At 71.0% G+C, this 18,142-nt stretch carries 19 protein-coding genes; 6 read left to right on the plus strand and 13 right to left on the minus strand.

Features of this window, described 5'->3' with window-relative positions:
- Positions 1 to 214 precede the first annotated feature (214 nt).
- From AB0F56_RS34460 to helR, 3 genes are all read left to right on the plus strand, one after another.
- On the plus strand, positions 215 to 1,423 hold the full coding sequence (locus tag AB0F56_RS34460) for a S8 family serine peptidase (RefSeq protein WP_362017023.1): 1,209 nt from the start codon (positions 215 to 217) through the stop codon (positions 1,421 to 1,423).
- A gap of 115 nt (positions 1,424 to 1,538) precedes the next feature.
- Complete coding sequence (locus tag AB0F56_RS34465; protein WP_362017025.1) at positions 1,539 to 2,093, plus strand: DUF1697 domain-containing protein; 555 nt, start codon at positions 1,539 to 1,541, stop codon at positions 2,091 to 2,093.
- 171 nt (positions 2,094 to 2,264) lie between these two features.
- Positions 2,265 to 4,415, plus strand: a complete 2,151-nt coding sequence (gene helR, locus AB0F56_RS34470; protein WP_362017027.1) for an RNA polymerase recycling motor ATPase HelR — start codon at positions 2,265 to 2,267, stop codon at positions 4,413 to 4,415.
- On the opposite strand, the gene AB0F56_RS34475 is transcribed toward helR, so the two are convergent.
- Positions 4,412 to 5,263: an aldo/keto reductase gene (locus AB0F56_RS34475; RefSeq protein WP_362017029.1), complete on the minus strand. Its 852-nt coding sequence runs from the start codon at positions 5,261 to 5,263 to the stop codon at positions 4,412 to 4,414. The two genes, helR and AB0F56_RS34475, sit on opposite strands and share 4 nt — an antisense overlap.
- A gap of 75 nt (positions 5,264 to 5,338) precedes the next feature.
- Between AB0F56_RS34475 and AB0F56_RS34480 the strand changes: the two genes are divergently transcribed.
- Positions 5,339 to 5,911 carry a TIGR03086 family metal-binding protein gene (locus tag AB0F56_RS34480; protein ID WP_362017031.1) on the plus strand — a complete coding sequence of 191 codons (573 nt, stop codon included), beginning with the start codon at positions 5,339 to 5,341 and terminating at the stop codon, positions 5,909 to 5,911.
- A 13-nt stretch (positions 5,912 to 5,924) separates the two neighbouring features.
- Here AB0F56_RS34480 and AB0F56_RS34485 read toward each other — a convergent pair whose 3' ends face one another.
- Positions 5,925 to 6,464, minus strand: a complete 540-nt coding sequence (locus AB0F56_RS34485; protein WP_362017033.1) for a hypothetical protein — start codon at positions 6,462 to 6,464, stop codon at positions 5,925 to 5,927.
- Positions 6,465 to 6,576: 112 nt separating this feature from the next.
- On the opposite strand from AB0F56_RS34485, the gene AB0F56_RS34490 reads away from it, so the two are divergent.
- Entirely contained in the window at positions 6,577 to 7,716 is a 1,140-nt protein-coding gene (locus tag AB0F56_RS34490) for a hypothetical protein (protein WP_362017034.1), read from the plus strand.
- A gap of 12 nt (positions 7,717 to 7,728) precedes the next feature.
- Here the strand turns inward: AB0F56_RS34490 and AB0F56_RS34495 are convergent, their stop codons facing one another.
- Positions 7,729 to 8,199, minus strand: coding sequence for a flavodoxin family protein (locus tag AB0F56_RS34495; RefSeq protein ID WP_362017036.1), 471 nt, complete (start codon positions 8,197 to 8,199; stop codon positions 7,729 to 7,731).
- Between the two features lie 155 nt (positions 8,200 to 8,354).
- On the opposite strand from AB0F56_RS34495, the gene AB0F56_RS34500 reads away from it, so the two are divergent.
- The gene (locus AB0F56_RS34500) at positions 8,355 to 8,873 is read left to right on the plus strand and encodes a proline dehydrogenase (RefSeq protein WP_362017037.1); all 519 of its coding nucleotides are present in this window, start codon (positions 8,355 to 8,357) and stop codon (positions 8,871 to 8,873) included.
- Positions 8,874 to 8,923: 50 nt separating this feature from the next.
- Here AB0F56_RS34500 and AB0F56_RS34505 read toward each other — a convergent pair whose 3' ends face one another.
- From AB0F56_RS34505 to AB0F56_RS34550, 10 genes are all read right to left on the minus strand, one after another.
- Positions 8,924 to 9,658, minus strand: coding sequence for a sirohydrochlorin chelatase (locus AB0F56_RS34505; RefSeq protein ID WP_362017039.1), 735 nt, complete (start codon positions 9,656 to 9,658; stop codon positions 8,924 to 8,926).
- A gap of 10 nt (positions 9,659 to 9,668) precedes the next feature.
- Positions 9,669 to 10,562 carry an ABC transporter permease subunit gene (locus tag AB0F56_RS34510; RefSeq protein WP_362017041.1) on the minus strand — a complete coding sequence of 298 codons (894 nt, stop codon included), beginning with the start codon at positions 10,560 to 10,562 and terminating at the stop codon, positions 9,669 to 9,671.
- Positions 10,549 to 11,343: an ABC transporter ATP-binding protein gene (locus AB0F56_RS34515; RefSeq protein ID WP_362017043.1), complete on the minus strand. Its 795-nt coding sequence runs from the start codon at positions 11,341 to 11,343 to the stop codon at positions 10,549 to 10,551. Before AB0F56_RS34515 ends, AB0F56_RS34510 begins: the two co-directional genes overlap by 14 nt.
- A 24-nt stretch (positions 11,344 to 11,367) precedes the next feature.
- Entirely contained in the window at positions 11,368 to 12,474 is a 1,107-nt protein-coding gene (locus AB0F56_RS34520; RefSeq protein WP_362017045.1) for an aliphatic sulfonate ABC transporter substrate-binding protein, read from the minus strand.
- A gap of 202 nt (positions 12,475 to 12,676) precedes the next feature.
- Positions 12,677 to 14,041 carry a GTP-binding protein gene (locus tag AB0F56_RS34525; RefSeq protein ID WP_362017047.1) on the minus strand — a complete coding sequence of 455 codons (1,365 nt, stop codon included), beginning with the start codon at positions 14,039 to 14,041 and terminating at the stop codon, positions 12,677 to 12,679.
- Positions 14,041 to 14,976, minus strand: a complete 936-nt coding sequence (cysD, locus tag AB0F56_RS34530) for a sulfate adenylyltransferase subunit CysD (protein WP_362017049.1) — start codon at positions 14,974 to 14,976, stop codon at positions 14,041 to 14,043. The genes AB0F56_RS34525 and cysD overlap by 1 nt, the downstream gene beginning before the upstream one ends.
- Positions 14,973 to 15,539 carry an adenylyl-sulfate kinase gene (gene cysC / locus AB0F56_RS34535; protein ID WP_362017051.1) on the minus strand — a complete coding sequence of 189 codons (567 nt, stop codon included), beginning with the start codon at positions 15,537 to 15,539 and terminating at the stop codon, positions 14,973 to 14,975. The genes cysD and cysC overlap by 4 nt, the downstream gene beginning before the upstream one ends.
- Entirely contained in the window at positions 15,539 to 16,258 is a 720-nt protein-coding gene (locus AB0F56_RS34540) for a phosphoadenylyl-sulfate reductase (RefSeq protein ID WP_362017053.1), read from the minus strand. Before AB0F56_RS34540 ends, cysC begins: the two co-directional genes overlap by 1 nt.
- Positions 16,255 to 16,434 carry a hypothetical protein gene (locus AB0F56_RS34545; RefSeq protein WP_362017055.1) on the minus strand — a complete coding sequence of 60 codons (180 nt, stop codon included), beginning with the start codon at positions 16,432 to 16,434 and terminating at the stop codon, positions 16,255 to 16,257. The genes AB0F56_RS34540 and AB0F56_RS34545 overlap by 4 nt, the downstream gene beginning before the upstream one ends.
- Positions 16,431 to 18,128 (minus strand): nitrite/sulfite reductase, encoded by a 1,698-nt coding sequence (locus tag AB0F56_RS34550; protein ID WP_362017057.1) that lies wholly within the window; start codon positions 18,126 to 18,128, stop codon positions 16,431 to 16,433. The genes AB0F56_RS34545 and AB0F56_RS34550 overlap by 4 nt, the downstream gene beginning before the upstream one ends.
- Positions 18,129 to 18,142 lie beyond the last annotated feature (14 nt).

Consider the following 18,142-nt stretch of genomic DNA (forward strand, 5'->3'; position numbering starts at 1 on the left):
CAGATGGCCCCCGGGTGAAGCCGGGGGCCATGTTTTGTGCCGGAGTTGGGAGGGATGCGTGACTTTATTATTACGAAGCCTTGTTGCTTAAGTCACAGCTGCATGAAGGTCTTGATTTGCACTCGTCAATGAGCAAGGGTTTTGAAGCAGCCGCCGGAGGGTTTCCTTTCGGAGGCTCAACCCCCCACAAATCCTGGCGAGGAGACCCCTCTTCATGGCAATACACAAGCGTGCCCGCAAGACCAAGCTCATCGTCGCCGTCTCGACCGCGATCGCGGCCGCGGCCGGAGTCACCGTCATCACGAGCCCGTTCGCCGGTGCGGCCCCCACGCCGCCCGCCCTCGGAACCGTGCACGGACTCGGCGTCGAAGGCGCCGTCGCAGGCAGCTACATCGTTCTGCTGGACGAGAAGGCCGACAAGGGTGAGCTGGCGAAGGAGTACGGCGGCACCCTGCGCCGCAGCTACGACTCCGCGGTCAACGGCTTCTCGGTGAACGACCTTTCGGAGACGGACGCCAAGCGTCTCGCCGCCGACCCGGCCGTCGCCAAGGTCGTCCAGAACAAGAAGTTCTCCATCAACGCGACCCAGGAGAACCCGCCGTCCTGGGGCCTCGACCGGGTCGACCAGGCCGAGACCGCGGGCGACAAGAAGTACACCTACCCGGACAACGGCGGCGAGGGCGTCACGGCCTACGTCATCGACACCGGAGTCCGCACCACGCACAAGGACTTCGAGGGCCGCGCCGCCTCCGGCTTCGACGCCATCGACAACGACGACGACGCCTCGGACGGCAACGGCCACGGCACCCACGTCGCGGGCACCATCGCCGGCGCCTCGCACGGTGTCGCCAAGAAGGCGAAGATCGTCGCCGTCCGCGTCCTCGACGACAGCGGCTCCGGCACGACCGAGCAGGTCGTCGCGGGCATCGACTGGGTCACCAAGAACCACCAGGGCCCGTCCGTCGCCAACATGAGCCTGGGCGGGGGCGCCGACCCGGCCCTCGACGAGGCCGTCAAGAAGGCCATCGCCTCCGGTGTCACCTTCGGTGTCGCCGCCGGCAACGAGTCCTCCGACGCCGGCGAGGGCTCCCCCTCCCGCGTCCAGGAGGCGATCACCGTCGCCTCCTCGACCGAGGACGACCAGCAGTCCAGCTTCTCCAACTTCGGTTCCGTGGTGGACCTCTACGCCCCGGGCTCGGAGATCACCTCGACGTGGAACGACAGCGACGAGGGCACCAAGACCATCTCCGGTACGTCCATGGCCACCCCGCACGTGGTCGGCGCCGCCGCCGTCTACCTCGCGGCGCACCAGGACGCCACGCCGGACCAGGTCGCCGAGGCGCTGGTCACCGGCGCCACCCCGGACAAGATCAGCAACCCGACCGGGGGCACCGCCAACAAGCTGCTCAAGATCGTCGAGTAGTCGCACCCCGCTGAACCGGCGGCCGCCGTGCCCTCCCCCACGGGGCACGGCGGCCGTCATAGGGGGTGTCTCGTCGATCAGGTCTGATCGACGAGACACCCCCTATGGTGTGCCCATGACGACGACGTACGCCGCGCTGCTGCGCGGGATCAACGTGGGCGGGCACCGCAAAGTCCCCATGGCGGAACTCCGTTCCGTACTGGAAGAGCTCGGGCACCGGGACGTCCGGACGTATCTGCAGAGCGGCAACGCCGTCTTCACCACCGACGCCGACGGCGCGAGCACGGACGAGCTGACCACCGCGCTCCAGGACGCCATCGAGAAGCGCTTCGGCTTCCGCGTCGACTGCCTCGTCCGGGACGCCGCGTATCTCGCCGCCGTCGCCGACAGCTGCCCGTTCCCGGCCGCCGAGCTGGAGGGCAAGCAGCTCCACGTCACGTACTTCTCCGAGCCGGTCGGCCCCGAGCGGATCGCCTCGATCGACCAGAAGGCCTTCCTGCCCGAGGAGTTCAGGCTCGGCGACCGCGTGCTCTACCTCTACGCGCCCGACGGCCTCGGCCGCTCGAAACTGGCAGAGGCGCTCTCGAAGCCGGCCCTGGTGAAGGGCATCGTGGCGACGACACGCAACTGGAACACCGTGATGAAGCTGGTGGAGATGACCCGGGACTGAGCCGCTTCGGGTCTCGCGGAGGGTCTCTCAGAGGTCTCTCGGAGAGGGGCAAGAAGGCGTACCCACTCCTTGCCACTTTTAACTTATAGCGCATGGGGGGCCTTGCGGCAAGGCCCCGGTGATGCCGCACAATCTCAGGCCTTGGCCCGATTCCGTGGCAGAACCGAGGAGATGAATCCCCTGACCACCAGCGCGTTCGACCTTTCCGACCGACTGTCCTCCAAGGCCGCCCCGGCCCTGATCGCCGGCGACGAGCAGCACTTCGCGGCCGTCGCGGACTGCCTCGACCGGACGATCGCCGAGCTGTCCGAGCAGCTCGACGCCGCGCGCAAGGCGCCCGGCGGCGCCGGCCGCGAGGCCCTGGAGCGGGACACGGAGATCCACCGCCTCACCGCCCGCCTGCGCACCCTGCGCCGGTTCGGCCTTGACCTGTGCCTCGGTCACGTCGTCCTCACCGACAGCCCCGAGCCCGTGTACATCGGCCGCCTCGGCCTCACCGACAGCACGGGCCGCCGGCTGCTGCTCGACTGGCGCTCCCCGGCCGCCGAGCCGTTCTTCGCGGCGACCCACGCCCATCCGATGGGCCTGGCCAGCCGCCGCCGGTACCGCTGGACCCGCGGCCGGATCACCGACTACTGGGACGAGGTGTTCACCGCAGACGGCCGCGAGGGCCACGCGGCGCTCGACGACCACTCCGCCTTCATCGCCAGCCTCGGCGGCGAGCGCTCGTCCCGGATGCGTGACGTGCTCGCCACCATCCAGTCCGACCAGGACGCCATCATCCGGGCCGGCTCCAAGGGCGCCCTCGTCGTCGACGGCGGCCCCGGCACCGGCAAGACGGTCGTGGCGCTGCACCGCTCCGCGTACCTGCTCTACTCCGACCCGCGCCTCGGCCACCGCCGCGGCGGCGTGCTCTTCGTCGGCCCGCACCAGCCCTACCTGAACTACGTCGAGGACGTCCTGCCCAGCCTCGGCGAGGAGGGCGTACGGACCTGCACCCTGCGCGACCTGCTTCCCGAGGGGCCCGGCGCGGCGGCCGAGACCGACCCCGAGGTGGCGCGCCTGAAGTCCTCCGCCGACATGGTGCGGGCGATCGAGAAGGCCGTCCGCTTCTACGAGGAGCCGCCCACCCAGGGCATGACCGTCACCACCCCGTGGTCCGAGGTCCGGCTGACCGCCGACGACTGGGTCGAGGCGTTCCGGGCGCCCGGGCCGAGCACCCCGCACAACGAGGCCCGCGAGGAGATCTGGGAGGAACTGGTCACGATCCTGCTGGACAAGCACAGCGGCGACGTCCCCTCCGAGCAGCAGTTCCGGAAGTCGCTGCTCCACGACGAGGAGCTGGTCGAGACCCTCGACCGCGCGTGGCCGATGATCGACGCCGCCGATCTCGTCGGCGACCTCTGGTCCGTCCCCGCCTACCTGCGGATGTGCGCGCCCTGGCTCGGCCCCGACGACGTACGGACACTTCAGCGCAAGCACGCCCCGCAGGCCTGGACGGTCTCCGACCTGCCCCTCCTGGACGCGGCACGGCAGCGGCTCGGCGACCCGAAGGCGTCCCAGCGCAAGCGCCGGCACGAGGCGTCCGTGGCCGCCGAGCGCGAGCGCATGGCCGGTGTCATCGAGAACGTCATCGCGGCCGACGCCGACGGCGAGGGCGCGGTGACGATGCTCCGGGGACGGGACCTCCAGGACAGCCTGATCGACGAGGACGCGCTGCCGGGCACGGAGCGCGCGCTGCTCGACGGCCCGTTCGCGCACGTCGTCGTCGACGAGGCGCAGGAGATGACCGACGCCGAGTGGCAGATGCTGCTGCTCCGCTGCCCGTCCCGGAGCTTCACCATCGTCGGCGACCGGGCCCAGGCCCGGGACGGGTTCACCGAGTCGTGGGAGGAGCGGCTCAAGCGGATCGGGCTCGACCGGGTCGAGGTGGCCTCGCTCTCCATCAACTACCGGACGCCGGAAGAGGTCATGGCGGAGGCCGCGCCGGCCATCCTGGCCGCGATCCCGGACGCCAACGTGCCGACCTCCATCCGCGCCAACGGCATCCCTGTCCTCCACGGCTCCGTCGCGGACCGGGACGCGATCCTCGACGGCTGGCTGGCCGACCACGCCGACGGCGTCGCCTGCGTCATCGGCGACCCCACCTTCGAGGAGACCACCCGCGTGCGGTCGCTCACGCCCGGCCTCGCGAAGGGCCTGGAGTTCGACCTGGTCGTGGTCGTCGACCCGGAGGCCTTCGGCGAGGGCGTCGAGGGCGCGGTCGACCGCTATGTGGCGATGACCCGGGCGACGCAGCGGCTGGTGGTGCTGAAGAGCTAGGAACTCAGTGCGTCCAGGAGGGAGACGTCGGAGGGGTCGAGGCGCAGCTCCGCCGCGCCCAGGTTCTCCTCCAGGTGCGTGAGGGAGCCGGTCCCGGGGGTGGGCAGCAGGACGGGGGAGTGATGGAGCAGCCAGGCCAGGGCGACCTGGCCCCGGCCCGCCCCGTGCCGCGCCGCCACCGCGTCGAGCGTGTCCGCCGCGCTGGCGGTCAGGGCGCCGTTGGCCAGCGGGAACCACGGCAGGAACGCCAGGTCGTGCGCGGCGCAGAGCGCCAGGACCTCCGCCGACTGCCGGTCGAGCAGGTTGAAGCGGTTCTGCACGGACACGATCGAGGACGTCAGGGCCAGGGCCTCCGTGAGCTGGGTGGCGGTGACCGAGTCCAGGCCGACGTACCGGATCTTCCCCTCGGCGCGCAGCTCGTCCAGCGTGCCGAGCTGCTCCGCCATCGGGACCTCAGGGTCGAGGCGGTGGAGCTGGTAGAGGTCGATGCAGTCGGTCCGCAGCCGCCGCAGGCTCGCCTCGCACATCGCGCGCAACCGCTCCGGCCGCCCCTCGATGTGCCAGGCGCTGTCGCCGGTCCGTACGACCCCGCCCTTCGTGGCGATCACCAGGCCGTCCCGGTACGGGTGGAGGGCCTCGGCGACCAGTTCCTCGGCGAGGTCGGGGCCGTAGTTGTCGGCCGTGTCGATCAGGGTGACCCCGCGCTCCACGGCCCGCCGCAGGACGGCGACGGCGTCCGCCCGTTCACCGCGGGGCCCCCAGTAGCCCGGGCCGGTCAGTTGGGCGGTGCCGTAGCCGAGCCGTCGTACGGGAAGGTCGCCGCCGATCGAAAAGGTGTCCGGGATCATGGGTGGACGCTACATCGAACGCCCTGTCGCGATTCTTCAAGACCGGGTACCGGGGCGCTCCGTAGCGTCGGCCGTATGAACGCCATCCACACCCATCTCACCGTCTGCGCCGCCGAGGCCGCCCGGGTCGCCCGCGGTGTCACCACGGAGCAGCTCGCCCAGCCGTCCGTCGCCACCGACTGGACGGTGCGCGAACTCGTCAACCACCTCGTCCTCTACTCCGCCCACGGCCTGGAGCGCCGCGCGCTGCGCGAGCAGCTCCCCGAGGCCACCGTCCAGCGGGACTTCACCGCCGACACCGACTGGGCGGAGCGGTACGCGGCCCAGTTGGACCGCGCGCTCGCCGCCTGGGAGAAGCCGGACGTCTGGGAGGGCGACGTGGACACCGGCTACGCCACCATGCCCGCCCCTGTGATCGCCTCGCTGATCGTCAAGGAACTCGCCCTGCACGGCTGGGACCTGGCCCGCTCCACCGGTCAACGCCTCACGCTCCCCGACGGGACGGGGGCGTTCGTCCTCGCGGTCGTCGAGGAGCACGCCGAGGTCTACCGCCAGTACGACGGCTTCGCCGCCCCCGTCGAAGTACCGGAGAACGCCTCCGACTTCGAGCGCGCCCTCGCCGCCAGCGGCCGCGACCCGCGCGCCTGAGAGTGTCCGAGCGTCAGGGGGTGTACGTGACGACGGCCCGCGCCGGGTTCGGGAAGCGGTCGGGAGTGACCGGTGAGCGCTCGACCTCGACCTCGACCGAGCCGTTCCCGTAGAACCAGACGGGGCCGTAGAGGGGGGAGCCGCACAACCCGTGGGGCAGCTCGGGTTCGCCTTCACCGAGCGCGTACTTGGGGTCGTCCCGCTCGTCGATGAGCGGTTCGCCCGGGGTGAGCAGGCCCGCGCGGACGAGGTACTCCGGAATCTCCTTGCTCAGGAAGGAGACATGGGTACGGCCCTTGCGGACGGTGTAGTGGACCTCGGAGGCGTCGGCGGGCAGGGGGACGCCGGCGGGGGCGATCGTCGCGGGCAGCGCCGCTTCGCTCCCTTCGCAGGCGCGGGCGTCGCCGAACGGGCTGAACAACGCGTCCTGGAACAGCCAGACGAGACCGCCGACGAGGACCGCGACCACGAGCGCGACGATCGCCAACCGCACCGACCTGCGCCGGGGCGTGGGGCGTTCCGTGTCCGCTTCGTCTTCGTGGTACGTCGTCATGATCCCGGAGCGTAGGCGACGGGGGTGGCGTGACATGTACGTGATCGGCACGCCGTAGCCTCCTTGTGATCAGGGGTGCACCACGTGCACGGGGGCCAACACGGGGCGGGACATGACATACCGGAGAGCGGCGATACCGGCACTGGCGGGAGGACTTCTGCTCCTCGCGCTGCTGTGGTGGGCGGGGGCGAGCACGCAGGCGCTGCATCTGCAGGGCACCACGAGCGCGATCGGCGGCCGGACCGCCGCCGAGCTGGAGCACTGGCTGGTTCCGTGGGCGTACGACCCGCCGGCCTCGTACCGCCTCGGTGCCGAGGTGTCCGGCGGGATCGGCGACACCGCCTCGGTCGACAACAGCCGCTACCTCTCGCTCTACACCACCGGGATGCAGATCCGGTTCGCGGCGGTCTTCGCCTTCTTCGTGCCCGGCGCGCTGCTGCTGCTCCGCAGGCTGCCGCCGGTGCAGGGCCGGACGCCGGCGACGCTGCTCGGGGTGTGGGCCTGGGGTGTGGTGGCCGGAACGCTGGCGGTGGCGGTCTCCGCGCCGTGGGCCATCGCGGCGAACGGGCGCGGCAGTTACCGCTTCCTGCCGCACCTGGCGAGCGTGATCTCCTCGGGGCGCCAGGTGCTCGTGGTGACCGGGCTGGTGGTGGCGGCCGTGACGGTGCTCGTCGCGCGGGTCGCGGTCAAGGGCGCGGATCCGCTGCCTCGGCAGCAGGTCGCGGCGCGTGCCGCCCGCCTGTCGGCCACGGTCGGGACGGCCGTCGTGGCCCTGTCCCTGGTGGTCCTCTCGTACGAGCGGCTCGCCGCGCAGATCCAGATGATCTCGCCGGACGGCGGGCTGTTCGCCGAACCGGGCGACCTGCTGCGCCAGTGGCTGCTGCTCGGCGGGTGGTCGGCCCCGGCCGGAGGCTCGGTCGGTGACTGGCTCCTCTACCGCGCGGGTGACGTGCTGCTGCTCGTGCTGGTGTGGTGGGCGCTTCGCTGCCTCCCCGGCCTCCTCACCCGGGTCACGCTCCCGGCCATGGTGATCGGCACCGTCTGCGCGACGGTCCTCGGCCTGCTCGCGAGCCAGCTGCTCGGCATGGCGACGAACCGGACGGGCATGCGCTGGGGCCTGATCCAGCTCTCCGCCGCTCTCGGCAACGGCGTCCCGGCGGCCCTGACGGTCGGTCTGACGGCGGGGCTCGCGGCGACGATCACGCTACGGGCGGCACGTCGCCGAGACACGGAGAGCACCGCGGTGGGGTGATGCCCCGGCTCCTCAGGGGCGCGAGGCTCGCCCGGCCCGCAGCCGCTCGGCGAAAGCCCGCGCGGCGTCCAGGTCACCGGCGTTCGGCCGCTGCTTGTTGATGCCGCCGACGAGCTTGAAGGGAGCCCAGGTGTCGAACGCCCGGCACGAGAAGCTCCCCGCCGGCTCGAAGCCCTTGCCTTCGAGGAGCCGGACCAGGGGGCGGGTGAAAGGCGCCGCCGGCAGCTCCGGGAGCCCGCTGGTGGCGAACACGAACGCCCGCCCCCGCCCGGCGGGAAGCGCCTTCACGAAGTCGGTCAGGTCCGGGTGGAGCCTGCCGTAGAAGTTGCCGGACCCGAACCCGACCAGGTCGGCCGCGGCCAGCTCCGCCGGGTCGGCCTGTTCGGGGGAGACGACCTTCGCGCCCAACACCTGGGCGATGCTGTCGGCGACTCGACGCGTATTGCCGTGCGACACGGAGACGCACACGATGACTGCCTTCATCTCACGATCCCTTCCCTCGCTCCTGCAGAGAAGACACCGGACCGGCGGCGGACGTGACAACTCCGCGCGTGTGAGGGCGGTCACAGCAGCCGGACCGGATCCAGGGACGAAGCCCCGGCACACCGGACGAACCGCGAGAACGGCAGACTTGGCCCATGGACTCAGGACTCGCCGCGCTGCTGGGCGCCGCCGTCGGTTCCGCCGCCACACTCGCGGCCGCGATCGTCAACGGCCGTGCTCAGGCGCGGTCCCAGCACGCCCAATGGAGCCGCCAGCACCGCCGCGACGCGTACGCCCGCTACCTGGGAGCGCTCCATGACCGCGACATCGCGAGGGATGCCGTCCTCGACGCGCTGCGTGCGGACCGACCCGACCTGTCCGACATCGACGAGAAGACAGGCCGCTTCATCACCCTGGCCCGCGAGGTCCACCGCGCCTGCGAAATCGTCATCCTCGAAGGGCCGGCACGCGTCGCGGACGTCGCGGAACGCGTCACCGTAGCCTCCAGCGACCTCTCCCACGTCATGCGACGGATGGCCGAGAACGCCCACGCGGGCGACACCACCCGCAAGACCGAGGACATCGCCCTTGCCGCTGAACGAGAGCGGACCCTCTACGAAGCCGTCAAGGACTTCCGCCTCGCCGCCCGCGACACCATCCGCAAAGCCGACTGATGCCCTGAAGCGTCAAGCGTCGACCTAGGGCCTGATCCAAACGACAGGCCCTAGGCGACGGCCGCGCGTTCCGTCGTACGGGACTGGTCGTAGCGCCGGACCAGCAGTCGGGCCAGTTCCTCCGAGGGGCCGAGGACGTCCGCCAGGACGTCGGCCTCGGCCGCGCCCGCCGCGATGCGGTCCGGGAGGCGGCCGGGGGCGATGACGTAGGGGGCCACGGCCACCCGGCGCACGCCGTCGGCGCGCATCGCCCGGACCGCGTCCTCGGTCCTCGGGAGAGATGCGGAGGCGAACGCAGGCCGCACGGAGCACCAACCGGTGCGCCGCAGCTCCCGCGCCGTTTCTGCGATCGCTGCGATCGCCTCCGGGTCTGTGGAGCCCGCCGAGGCCAGGACGACCCCGGTCGAGCGCTTGTCGGCGGGCGTCAGGCCGGCCTCGTACAGGCGTCGTTCCACCGCCGCGAGCAGCAGCGGGGACGGGCCGAGGACCTCCGCCTGGCGGATCTGCAGGCTCGGCGGGGCCTCGCGGAGGACCGCCGGGATGTCGGCCTTGGCGTGGAAGGCGCGGGTCAGGAGCAGGGGCAGGGCCACCACGTCCCGTACGCCCTCGGCCGCGAGGCGGTCCAGGCTGCCCGGGACGGACGGCAGGTTGAAGTCCAGGAACGCCGTCTCCACCCGCAGCCCCGGCCGCAGCGACCGGACGCGCCGCACCAGGGCGTGCACGGTCGCGGCGTGCCGCGGATCGCGGCTGCCGTGGGCGACGACGAGAAGGACGGGAGCGCTCATGGTCAGCTCTTCACTTCACCAGCAGACCGCGGCCGCGCAGCACCGCGCGCTCCAGCGGGCTGAAGATCAGCAGGTCGATGGCGACACCCACAAGCAGGATCAGGATGATCGCGAGGAAGATGCCCGGCATGTCGAAGTTGTTGCGGCCGTTCTCCAGGAGCTGGCCGAGGCCGAGCCCCAGGTCGGGCGAGGACGCGATGATCTCCGCCGCCATCAGGGACCGCCAGGAGAACGCCCAGCCCTGCTTCAGGCCCGCGAGGTAACCGGGCAGCGCGGCCGGCATCACGATGTGCCAGGCGCCCTTCAGGCCCGTCGCGCCGAGCGTGCGCCCGGCCCGCAGGAAGAGCGGCGGGACCTGGTCGACGCCGGCCACCAGGCCGTTGGCGATCGACGGCACGGCGCCCAGCAGGATCACCGCGTACATCATCGAGTCGTTGAGGCCGATCCACAGCACCGCCGGGGCCACCCAGGCGACCGAAGGCAGCGACTGCAGGCCCGCGAGCACCGGACCGATCGCGGCGCGCACGAACTTCACGCGGGCGACCAGCAGGCCCAGCGGCGTACCGATGGCGAGCGCCATCAGGAAGCCGAGCAGGGCGCGCGACACGCTCGTCCAGAGGACCTCGAGGAGCGTGCCCTCCAGCCACATGGTCTTCAGGCTGTCCCAGACCGCGAGCGGCGCGGGCAGCTTGGACTCGTCGGTGACCTCGAGGTTGACGAGGAGCTGCCAGACCGCGAGGACGAGGACCACGGCGAGGACCGGCGGCAGGACCTTCTTCACCAGGACCTCGCGTACCGGAGTACGGCGCAGCTGCACCGCGTCCAGCGCGTCGAGTCCGGCTTCCAGACCGGCCAGGTCGTCGGCCTTGGCGGCCTTCGTGGTGGTCGTGTCAGTGCTGGCCATGGCGGCGGATCTCCCCACGCAGTTCTTCGGTGATCTCGATGGACAGTTCCGCCACGGCGGCGTCCTCGATGCGGCGCGGCTGCGGAATGTCGATGGTCCACTCCCGGGCGATCCGCCCGGGGCGGGACGAGAGCAGTACCACGCGCTCGGCGAGCCGCACGGCCTCGCGCACGTTGTGGGTCACGAAAAGCACCGAGACGTTCGTCTCGCGCCAGATCCGGGTCAGCTCGTCGTGCAGCACGTCCCGGGTGATGGCGTCGAGTGCCGCGAACGGCTCGTCCATCAGCAGCAGGTCGCTGTCCTGGGCGAGCGCCCGGGCCAGCGCGACGCGCTGGCGCATGCCGCCGGACAGCTCGTGCACCCGCTTGCGGTACGAGCCCGAGAGCCGCACCAGTTCGAGGAGGCGCTCCGCCTCCGGGCGCCGCTCGGACTTCGGCACCCCGCGCAGCCGCAGGGCGAGTTCGATGTTCTTGCCCGCGGTCAGCCACGGGAAGAGGGCGTGCTCCTGGAACATCAGGGCCGGCCGGCCGCCGGGGGTCTCGATGGACCCGGCGGAGGGCCGGTCGAGCCCGGCGACCAGGTTGAGCAGGGTGGACTTGCCGCAGCCCGAGGCGCCGAGCAGGGTGACGAACTCACCCGGGGCGACGTCGAGCGAGATGCCGTCGAGGACGAGCTGTCCTCCGCCCGGTCCGCCGAAGGACTTCGAGACGTGGTCGAGCCGGGCGGCGTGCGTCACCTGCGCACGGTCCTCGGCCTTGGCGAGCGTCGCGGTCGTTGCCATGGTCGTCACCTCCTGTGGGTTCGGTTACTTGGCGCCGAGGCCGGCGTCGGATGCGGCGGACCTGCCCGCTGCCGTCAGGACCTTGTTGAGGGGCCCCAGGTCGTAGATGCCGTTGAGGTCGGGCTGCTTGAGGAGTCCGGCCTTCACCGCGTGGTCCGCCTGGGCGCGCAGGGTCGCGGCGAGCGGGTCGTCGGTGAACTGGATCGAGGGCCAGGCGGAGTCGATGACGTCGGCGCCCAGCGGCTTGCCCGTGAGCTCCTTGAGCTTGGCGTTGGCAGAGGCCTTGGCCTTGTCCGGGTTGGCGTTGATCCACTCGTTGGTCTTGGTGGATCCCCGCAGGACGGCCTCGACGACGTCGGGGTGCTCGGTGAGGAACTTCTGGGACACGATGATGTTCGTGATCACGAACTTCTTGTCCGGCCACAGCGACGCCTCGTCGAGCAGCACCTTTCCGCCCTCGCTGACCAGCTTGGAGGCGGTCGGCTCGGGGACCCAGGCGCCGTCGATGGAGCCGGACTTGTAGGCGTCCGGGGTCACCTTGTTGTCCGTGCGCAGGACGGAGACGTCGCCCTTGCCGCTCTGGGCGTCGACCTTCCAGCCCTTCTCGGAGATCCAGTTGAGGAAGGCGACGTCCTGGGTGTTGCCGAGCTGCGGAGTGGCGATCCGCTTGCCCTTCACCTCGTCCAGGGTCTTGATCTTCGCCGGGTTCACGACCAGCTTCACGCCGCCCGACGCCGAACCGCCGACGATACGAAGGTTCTTGCCCTGCGACTTGGTGTAGCCGTTGATCGCGGGGGAGGGGCCGATGAAGCCGATGTCGATCGAGTCGGCGTTCAGCGCCTCGATCTCCGACGGACCGGCGTTGAAGGTCGAGACCTTCAGCTGCGTCCCGCCCAACTCCTTCTGGAAGATGCCCTCCTGGTCGCCCACCAGCGCCGTCGCGTGCGTCAGGTTCGGGAAGTAGCCGATCCGGACCGTGTCCGCGGAGAGCTTCGCGCCCTGGGCGGCCACCTTCTGCTCGTCGCCCTTCGCCTGGGATCCGTACCCGCACGAGGCGAGCGCGCCGATCAGCAGCGGCAGCGCCGCGAGAGCGGCGATCGGGCGGCGCGGAGTGGTGCGGAAGGCAGGCACGGAGGTGGTCCCCTCAGGGTCTTCGAAGGCTTCTTCGGCTATGTCGTTCGTGGTACGGGTGGAGCGGCAGCGCGGCGCGTACGCACCGCATCGGAATCAGCACGCACATCGCGCGACACCCCCGCTGCCCGCGCCGAGGGCGCCGGAACCCACGCGGCCGCCCTCCTTGGCGAAGGTGCCGTAGACGTCGTCGTACGTCATCTCAGAAGTCCCAGCCCTCGTCGTCCGCGGTGTCCGCCGCGTCCGAACCGGCCTTCACGGCCTTGGCGTCGGCGAAGGACTCGCCCGCCATGCCGGCCGCGAGCGTGGTGCCGTCCGCCGGGTCGATCAGCAGGAACGAGCCGGTACGGCGGGAGTCGGCGTACGAGTCGAGCGCGAGCGGCTCGGCCGTACGGACCTTGACCCGGCCGATGTCGTTGGCGACGAGCTGACCCGGCTCGGGGTGCTGGGAGAGGTCGTCCAGGGTCAGCCGGGACGGGATCTCCTTGACGATCGCCTTGACCGTGCGGGTGGTGTGCTTGAGCAGCACCCGCTGGCCCACCTTCAGCGGCTGGTCCGCCACGTGGCAGACCGTCGCCTCGACGTCCTGGCTGGTCGCCGGGGCGTCACCGCTCGGGGCGAGGAGGTCGCCGCGCGAGATGTCGATGTCGTCGGCGAGCCGGATCGTCACCGACTGCGGGGCCCAGGCGATGTCCACGGACTCGCCGAGCGCGTCGATCGCGGTGATCGTGGACGTCTTCCCCGAGGGCAGCACGGAGACCTGCTCGCCGACCCGGAAGGCACCGGCCGCGATCTGGCCCGCGTAGCCCCGGTAGTCCGGGTGCTCGGCGGTCTGCGGACGGATCACGTACTGCACGGGGAACCGCGCGTGGCAGGCCGTCAGGTCGTGGCTGACCGGGACGGTCTCCAGGTGCTCCAGGACCGTCGGGCCGCCGTACCAGTCCATGTTGGCCGACGGCTCCACCACGTTGTCGCCGGCGAGCGCCGAGATCGGGATCGCGGTGATCTCCGGGACGCCCAGCTCGGAGGCGTACGTCGTGAACTCCTCGGCGATCGCCGCGAAGACGGGCTCCGCGTACTCCACGAGGTCCATCTTGTTGACCGCGAGGACCACGTGCGGCACCCGCAGCAGCGCCGCGACGGCCGCGTGCCGCCGGGTCTGCTCGACCACACCGTTGCGCGCGTCGACCAGGACCACGGCCAGCTCGGCGGTCGAGGCGCCGGTGACCATGTTCCGGGTGTACTGCACGTGCCCGGGGGTGTCGGCCAGGATGAAGCGGCGGCGCGGGGTCGCGAAGTAGCGGTACGCCACGTCGATCGTGATGCCCTGCTCCCGCTCGGCCCGCAGGCCGTCGGTCAGCAGCGCCAGGTCCGGCGCCTCCTGGCCGCGCGAACGGGAGGCGTGCTCCACGGCCTCCAGCTGGTCGGCGAGGACCGACTTGGAGTCGTGCAGCAGCCGGCCCACCAGGGTGGACTTGCCGTCGTCGACGGACCCGGCGGTGGCGAAACGCAGCAGGGTGGTGGCGGCCAGCTGCTCGTCGGAGAGCTGCTCGGTGGTGGTGCTCATTAGAAGTACCCTTCGCGCTTGCGGTCTTCCATCGCGGCCTCGGACAGCTTGTCGTCGGCGCGGGTCGCACCCCGCTCGGTGAGCCGGGAGGCGGCGATCTCGGCGATGACGGCGTCCAGCGTGGTGGCGTCGGAGTCGACGGCGCCGGTGCAGGACATGTCGCCGACGGTGCGGTAGCGGATCAGCCGCTTCTCCACCGTCTCGGTGTCCTTCGGGCCGCCCCACTCGCCGGCCGTCAGCCACATGCCGTTGCGGGCGAACACATCGCGCTCGTGGGCGAAGTAGATGTCGGGGAGGTCGATCTTCTCCCGCTGGATGTACTGCCAGACGTCCAGCTCGGTCCAGTTGGAGAGCGGGAAGACCCGGACGTGCTCACCGGGGGCGTGCCGGCCGTTGTACAGCTGCCACAGCTCCGGGCGCTGGCGGCGCGGGTCCCACTGCGAGAACTCGTCGCGCAGCGAGAACACCCGCTCCTTCGCGCGGGCCTTCTCCTCGTCGCGCCGCCCGCCGCCGAACACGGCGTCGAAACGGTGCTGCTGGATCGCCTCGGTCAGCGGCACCGTCTGCAGCGGGTTGCGCGTCCCGTCGGGACGCTCGCGCAGCTTCCCCGCGTCGATGTACTCCTGCACCGAGGCCACGTGAAGGCGCAGCCCGTGCTCGGCGACGACCCGGTCGCGGTACTCGATGACCTCGGGGAAGTTGTGCCCCGTGTCGACGTGCAGCAGCGTGAACGGCACCGGCGCAGGCGCGAACGCCTTCAGCGCCAGGTGCAGCATGACGATGGAGTCCTTGCCGCCGGAGAAGAGGATCACCGGCCGCTCGAACTCCCCCGCCACCTCACGGAAGATGTGGACGGCCTCGGACTCGAGCGAGTCCAGGTGCGACAGCGCGAACGGGCTGTCGGTCTCCTCATGAACATGGGCAACGGTGGTCACGCCAGGCCCCTCTCGGTGAGCAGCGCGTGGAGCTGCGCCGCGGACTCCTGCACGGTCTGGTTCTGGGACTCGATCCGCAGATCGGGGTTGCGCGGCTCGTCGTACGGGTCGTCGACCCCGGTCAGACCGCTGAGCTCGCCCGCGGCCTGCTTGGCGTAGAGCCCCTTCACATCGCGTACGGAGCACACGTCCACCGGGGTCGCGACGTGCACCTCGACGTACGCGGTGCCCTCGGCCTGGTGGCGCTTGCGGACGGCCTCGCGGCTGTCCTCGTACGGGGCGATGACCGGGACCAGCACCTTCACGCCGTTCGAGGCGAGCAGTTCGGCGACGAAGCCGATCCGCTGCACATTGGTGTGCCGGTCCTCACGGCTGAAGCCGAGGCCCGCGGAGAGGAACTCGCGGATCTCGTCGCCGTCGAGCACCTCGACCCGGTGGCCCTCGCCGCGCAGCGTGCCGGCGAGCTCGTACGCGATGGTGGTCTTGCCGGCGCTGGGCAGGCCCGTGAGCCAGATGGTGGCACCGGTCACGTGATTCTCCTGGGAGGTCTCTGTGGTGGTCATCAGCCGTGCAGCCCGCATTCGGTCTTGCCGCGTCCGGCCCAGCGGCCGGCCCGGGCGTCCTCGCCCTCCGCGACGCGTCGCGTGCACGGCGCGCAGCCGACGGAGGCGTAACCGTCCATGAGGAGCGGGTTGGTGAGGACACCGTGCTGGGCGACGTAGGCGTCGACGTCGTCCTGGGTCCAGCGGGCGATGGGGGAGATCTTGACCTTCCGCCGCTTCTCGTCCCAGCCGACGACCGGGGTGTTGGCCCGGGTCGGGGACTCGTCGCGGCGCAGGCCCGTCGCCCACGCGAGGTACGCGGTGAGCCCGTCCTCCAGCGGCTTGACCTTGCGCAGTGCGCAGCAGAGGTCGGGGTCGCGGTCGTGCAGCCGCGCGCCGTACTCGGCGTCCTGCTCGGCGACCGTCTGACGCGGGGTCAGCGTGATGACGCGGACGTCCATCACGGCGTCGACCGCGTCGCGGGTGCCGATGGTCTCGGGGAAGTGGTAGCCGGTGTCGAGGAAGACGACGTCGACGCCGGGCATGGCCCGGGAGGCGAGGTGGGCGACCACCGCGTCCTCCATGGAGGAGGTGACGCAGAACCGCTTGCCGAAGGTGTCGGCCGCCCACTGGAGGATCTCCAGCGCGGAGGCGTCCTCCAGGTCACGCCCGGCCTGCTCGGCGAGCGCCTTCAGGTCGGTGTCCGGGGTGTCCTCGGTGATGGCCTGAGTCGTCGTCATATCTCTTCCCCTCCAGCTGGGTTGCTCGAAGTGCCCGGGGCGAGGAGCCCCAGGAACTTCAGCTGGAAGGCTCGACTGCATGCCCGGCATTCCCAGGCCCCGTGCCCTGTCTCGTGCGGGAACAGGTCCTCGTCGCCGCAGTACGGGCAGTAGAACGGTGCGGCACGCTCGCTCATGACAGGGCCTCCTCGGAGGCGCGCGCCGCCCAGGTGGCGAAGCGCTCGCCGTCCTCGCGCTGCTCCTGGAAGCGCGTGAGGACCCGCTCGACGTAGTCCGGCAGCTCGGTCGAGGTGACCTTCAGGCCACGGACCTTGCGGCCGAACCCGGCCTCCAGACCGAGGGCGCCGCCCAGGTGGACCTGGTAGCCCTCGACGCGGTTGCCCTCGTCGTCCAGGACCAGCTGGCCCTTGAGACCGATGTCCGCGACCTGGATACGGGCGCAGGCGTTCGGGCAGCCGTTGATGTTGATGGTGATCGGCTCGTCGAACTCGGGGATGCGGCGCTCGAGTTCGTCGATGAGGGAGGCGCCGCGCGCCTTGGTCTCGACGATCGCCAGCTTGCAGAACTCGATGCCCGTGCAGGCCATCGTGCCGCGCCGGAACGGCGAGGGGTTGACCCGCAGGTCCAGGGCCTCCAGGGCGGAGACGATCGACTCGACCTGCGTCTCCTCGACGTCCAGGACGATCATCTTCTGCTCGGCGGTGGTACGGACCCGGCCCGAACCGTGCGCCTCGGCGATCTCCGCGATCTTGGTGAGCGTGGTGCCGTCGACGCGGCCGACGCGCGGGGCGAAGCCGACGTAGAAACGGCCGTCCTTCTGCTTGTGGACGCCCACGTGGTCGCGCCACTGGCCGGCCGGCTGCTCGGGCGCGGGGCCGTCGGTCAGCTTGCGCTTGAGGTACTCGTCCTCCAGGATCTGGCGGAACTTCTCCGGGCCCCAGTCGGCGACGAGGAACTTCAGCCGGGCGCGGGTGCGCAGCCGGCGGTAGCCGTAGTCGCGGAAGATCGAGATGACGCCGGTGTAGATGTCCGGGACCTCCTCCAGGGAGACCCAGGTGCCCAGGCGGACGCCCAGCTTGGGGTTGGTGGAGAGGCCGCCGCCGACCCAGACGTCGAAGCCGGGGCCGTGCTCCGGGTGGTTCACGCCGACGAAGGCGATGTCGTTGATCTCGTGCGCCACGTCGAGCAGCGGCGAGCCGGAGACGGCCGACTTGAACTTGCGGGGCAGGTTGGAGAAGTCCTTGTTGCCCACGATCCGGCGGTAGATCTCGTCGATGGCGGGGGTGCCGTCGATGATCTCGTCCTCGGCGATTCCGGCGACCGGCGAGCCGAGGATGACACGCGGGGTGTCACCGCAGGCCTCGGTGGTCGACAGGCCGACGGCCTCGAGCCGGTTCCAGATCTCCGGGACGTCCTCGATCCGGATCCAGTGGTACTGGACGTTCTGCCGGTCGGTGATGTCGGCGGTGCCGCGCGCGAACTCCTGCGAGATCTCGCCGATGACCCGCAGCTGCTCGGTCGTCAGCCGGCCGCCGTCGATGCGGACCCGGAGCATGAAGTACTCCGCGTCCAGCTCCTCCGGCTCCAGGACACCGGTCTTGGTGCCGTCGAGGCCCTCCTTGCGCTGGGTGTACAGACCCCACCAGCGCATGCGGCCCCGAAGGTCGTTGGGGTCGATCGAGTCGAATCCACGCTTGGAGTAGATCGTCTCAATGCGTGTCCGCACGTTGAGACCGTCGTCGTCCTTCTTGAACTGCTCATTGCCGTTCAACGGGGTGAAGTGCCCCACGGCCCACTGGCCCTCGCCACGGTGACGGCTCACCTTGCGGCGGGGCGTGGCGGGTGCGGGGTTTTCCGGGGTGGCGGCCATGGCGTTTCGTCCTT

The organism is Streptomyces sp. NPDC026092 (assembly GCF_040638605.1).
Lineage (GTDB): Bacteria > Actinomycetota > Actinomycetes > Streptomycetales > Streptomycetaceae > Streptomyces.

Excerpts from the sequence above, each read along its gene's own strand:
- AB0F56_RS34485 (WP_362017033.1), bottom strand. The coding sequence starts at position 6,464 with ATGACGACGTACCACGAAGACGAAGCGGACACGGAACGCCCCACGCCC.
- cysC (WP_362017051.1), bottom strand. The coding sequence starts at position 15,539 with ATGACCACCACAGAGACCTCCCAGGAGAATCACGTGACCGGTGCCACC.
- AB0F56_RS34475 (WP_362017029.1), bottom strand. The coding sequence starts at position 5,263 with ATGATCCCGGACACCTTTTCGATCGGCGGCGACCTTCCCGTACGACGG.
- AB0F56_RS34510 (WP_362017041.1), bottom strand. The coding sequence starts at position 10,562 with ATGGCCAGCACTGACACGACCACCACGAAGGCCGCCAAGGCCGACGAC.
- AB0F56_RS34540 (WP_362017053.1), bottom strand. The coding sequence starts at position 16,258 with ATGACGACGACTCAGGCCATCACCGAGGACACCCCGGACACCGACCTG.
- AB0F56_RS34545 (WP_362017055.1), bottom strand. The coding sequence starts at position 16,434 with ATGAGCGAGCGTGCCGCACCGTTCTACTGCCCGTACTGCGGCGACGAG.
- AB0F56_RS34490 (WP_362017034.1), top strand. The coding sequence starts at position 6,577 with ATGACATACCGGAGAGCGGCGATACCGGCACTGGCGGGAGGACTTCTG.
- AB0F56_RS34500 (WP_362017037.1), top strand. The coding sequence starts at position 8,355 with ATGGACTCAGGACTCGCCGCGCTGCTGGGCGCCGCCGTCGGTTCCGCC.
- AB0F56_RS34525 (WP_362017047.1), bottom strand. The coding sequence starts at position 14,041 with ATGAGCACCACCACCGAGCAGCTCTCCGACGAGCAGCTGGCCGCCACC.
- AB0F56_RS34550 (WP_362017057.1), bottom strand. The coding sequence starts at position 18,128 with ATGGCCGCCACCCCGGAAAACCCCGCACCCGCCACGCCCCGCCGCAAG.
- AB0F56_RS34505 (WP_362017039.1), bottom strand. The coding sequence starts at position 9,658 with ATGAGCGCTCCCGTCCTTCTCGTCGTCGCCCACGGCAGCCGCGATCCG.
- AB0F56_RS34515 (WP_362017043.1), bottom strand. The coding sequence starts at position 11,343 with ATGGCAACGACCGCGACGCTCGCCAAGGCCGAGGACCGTGCGCAGGTG.
- AB0F56_RS34480 (WP_362017031.1), top strand. The coding sequence starts at position 5,339 with ATGAACGCCATCCACACCCATCTCACCGTCTGCGCCGCCGAGGCCGCC.
- AB0F56_RS34465 (WP_362017025.1), top strand. The coding sequence starts at position 1,539 with ATGACGACGACGTACGCCGCGCTGCTGCGCGGGATCAACGTGGGCGGG.
- AB0F56_RS34495 (WP_362017036.1), bottom strand. The coding sequence starts at position 8,199 with ATGAAGGCAGTCATCGTGTGCGTCTCCGTGTCGCACGGCAATACGCGT.
- AB0F56_RS34460 (WP_362017023.1), top strand. The coding sequence starts at position 215 with ATGGCAATACACAAGCGTGCCCGCAAGACCAAGCTCATCGTCGCCGTC.
- helR (WP_362017027.1), top strand. The coding sequence starts at position 2,265 with ATGAATCCCCTGACCACCAGCGCGTTCGACCTTTCCGACCGACTGTCC.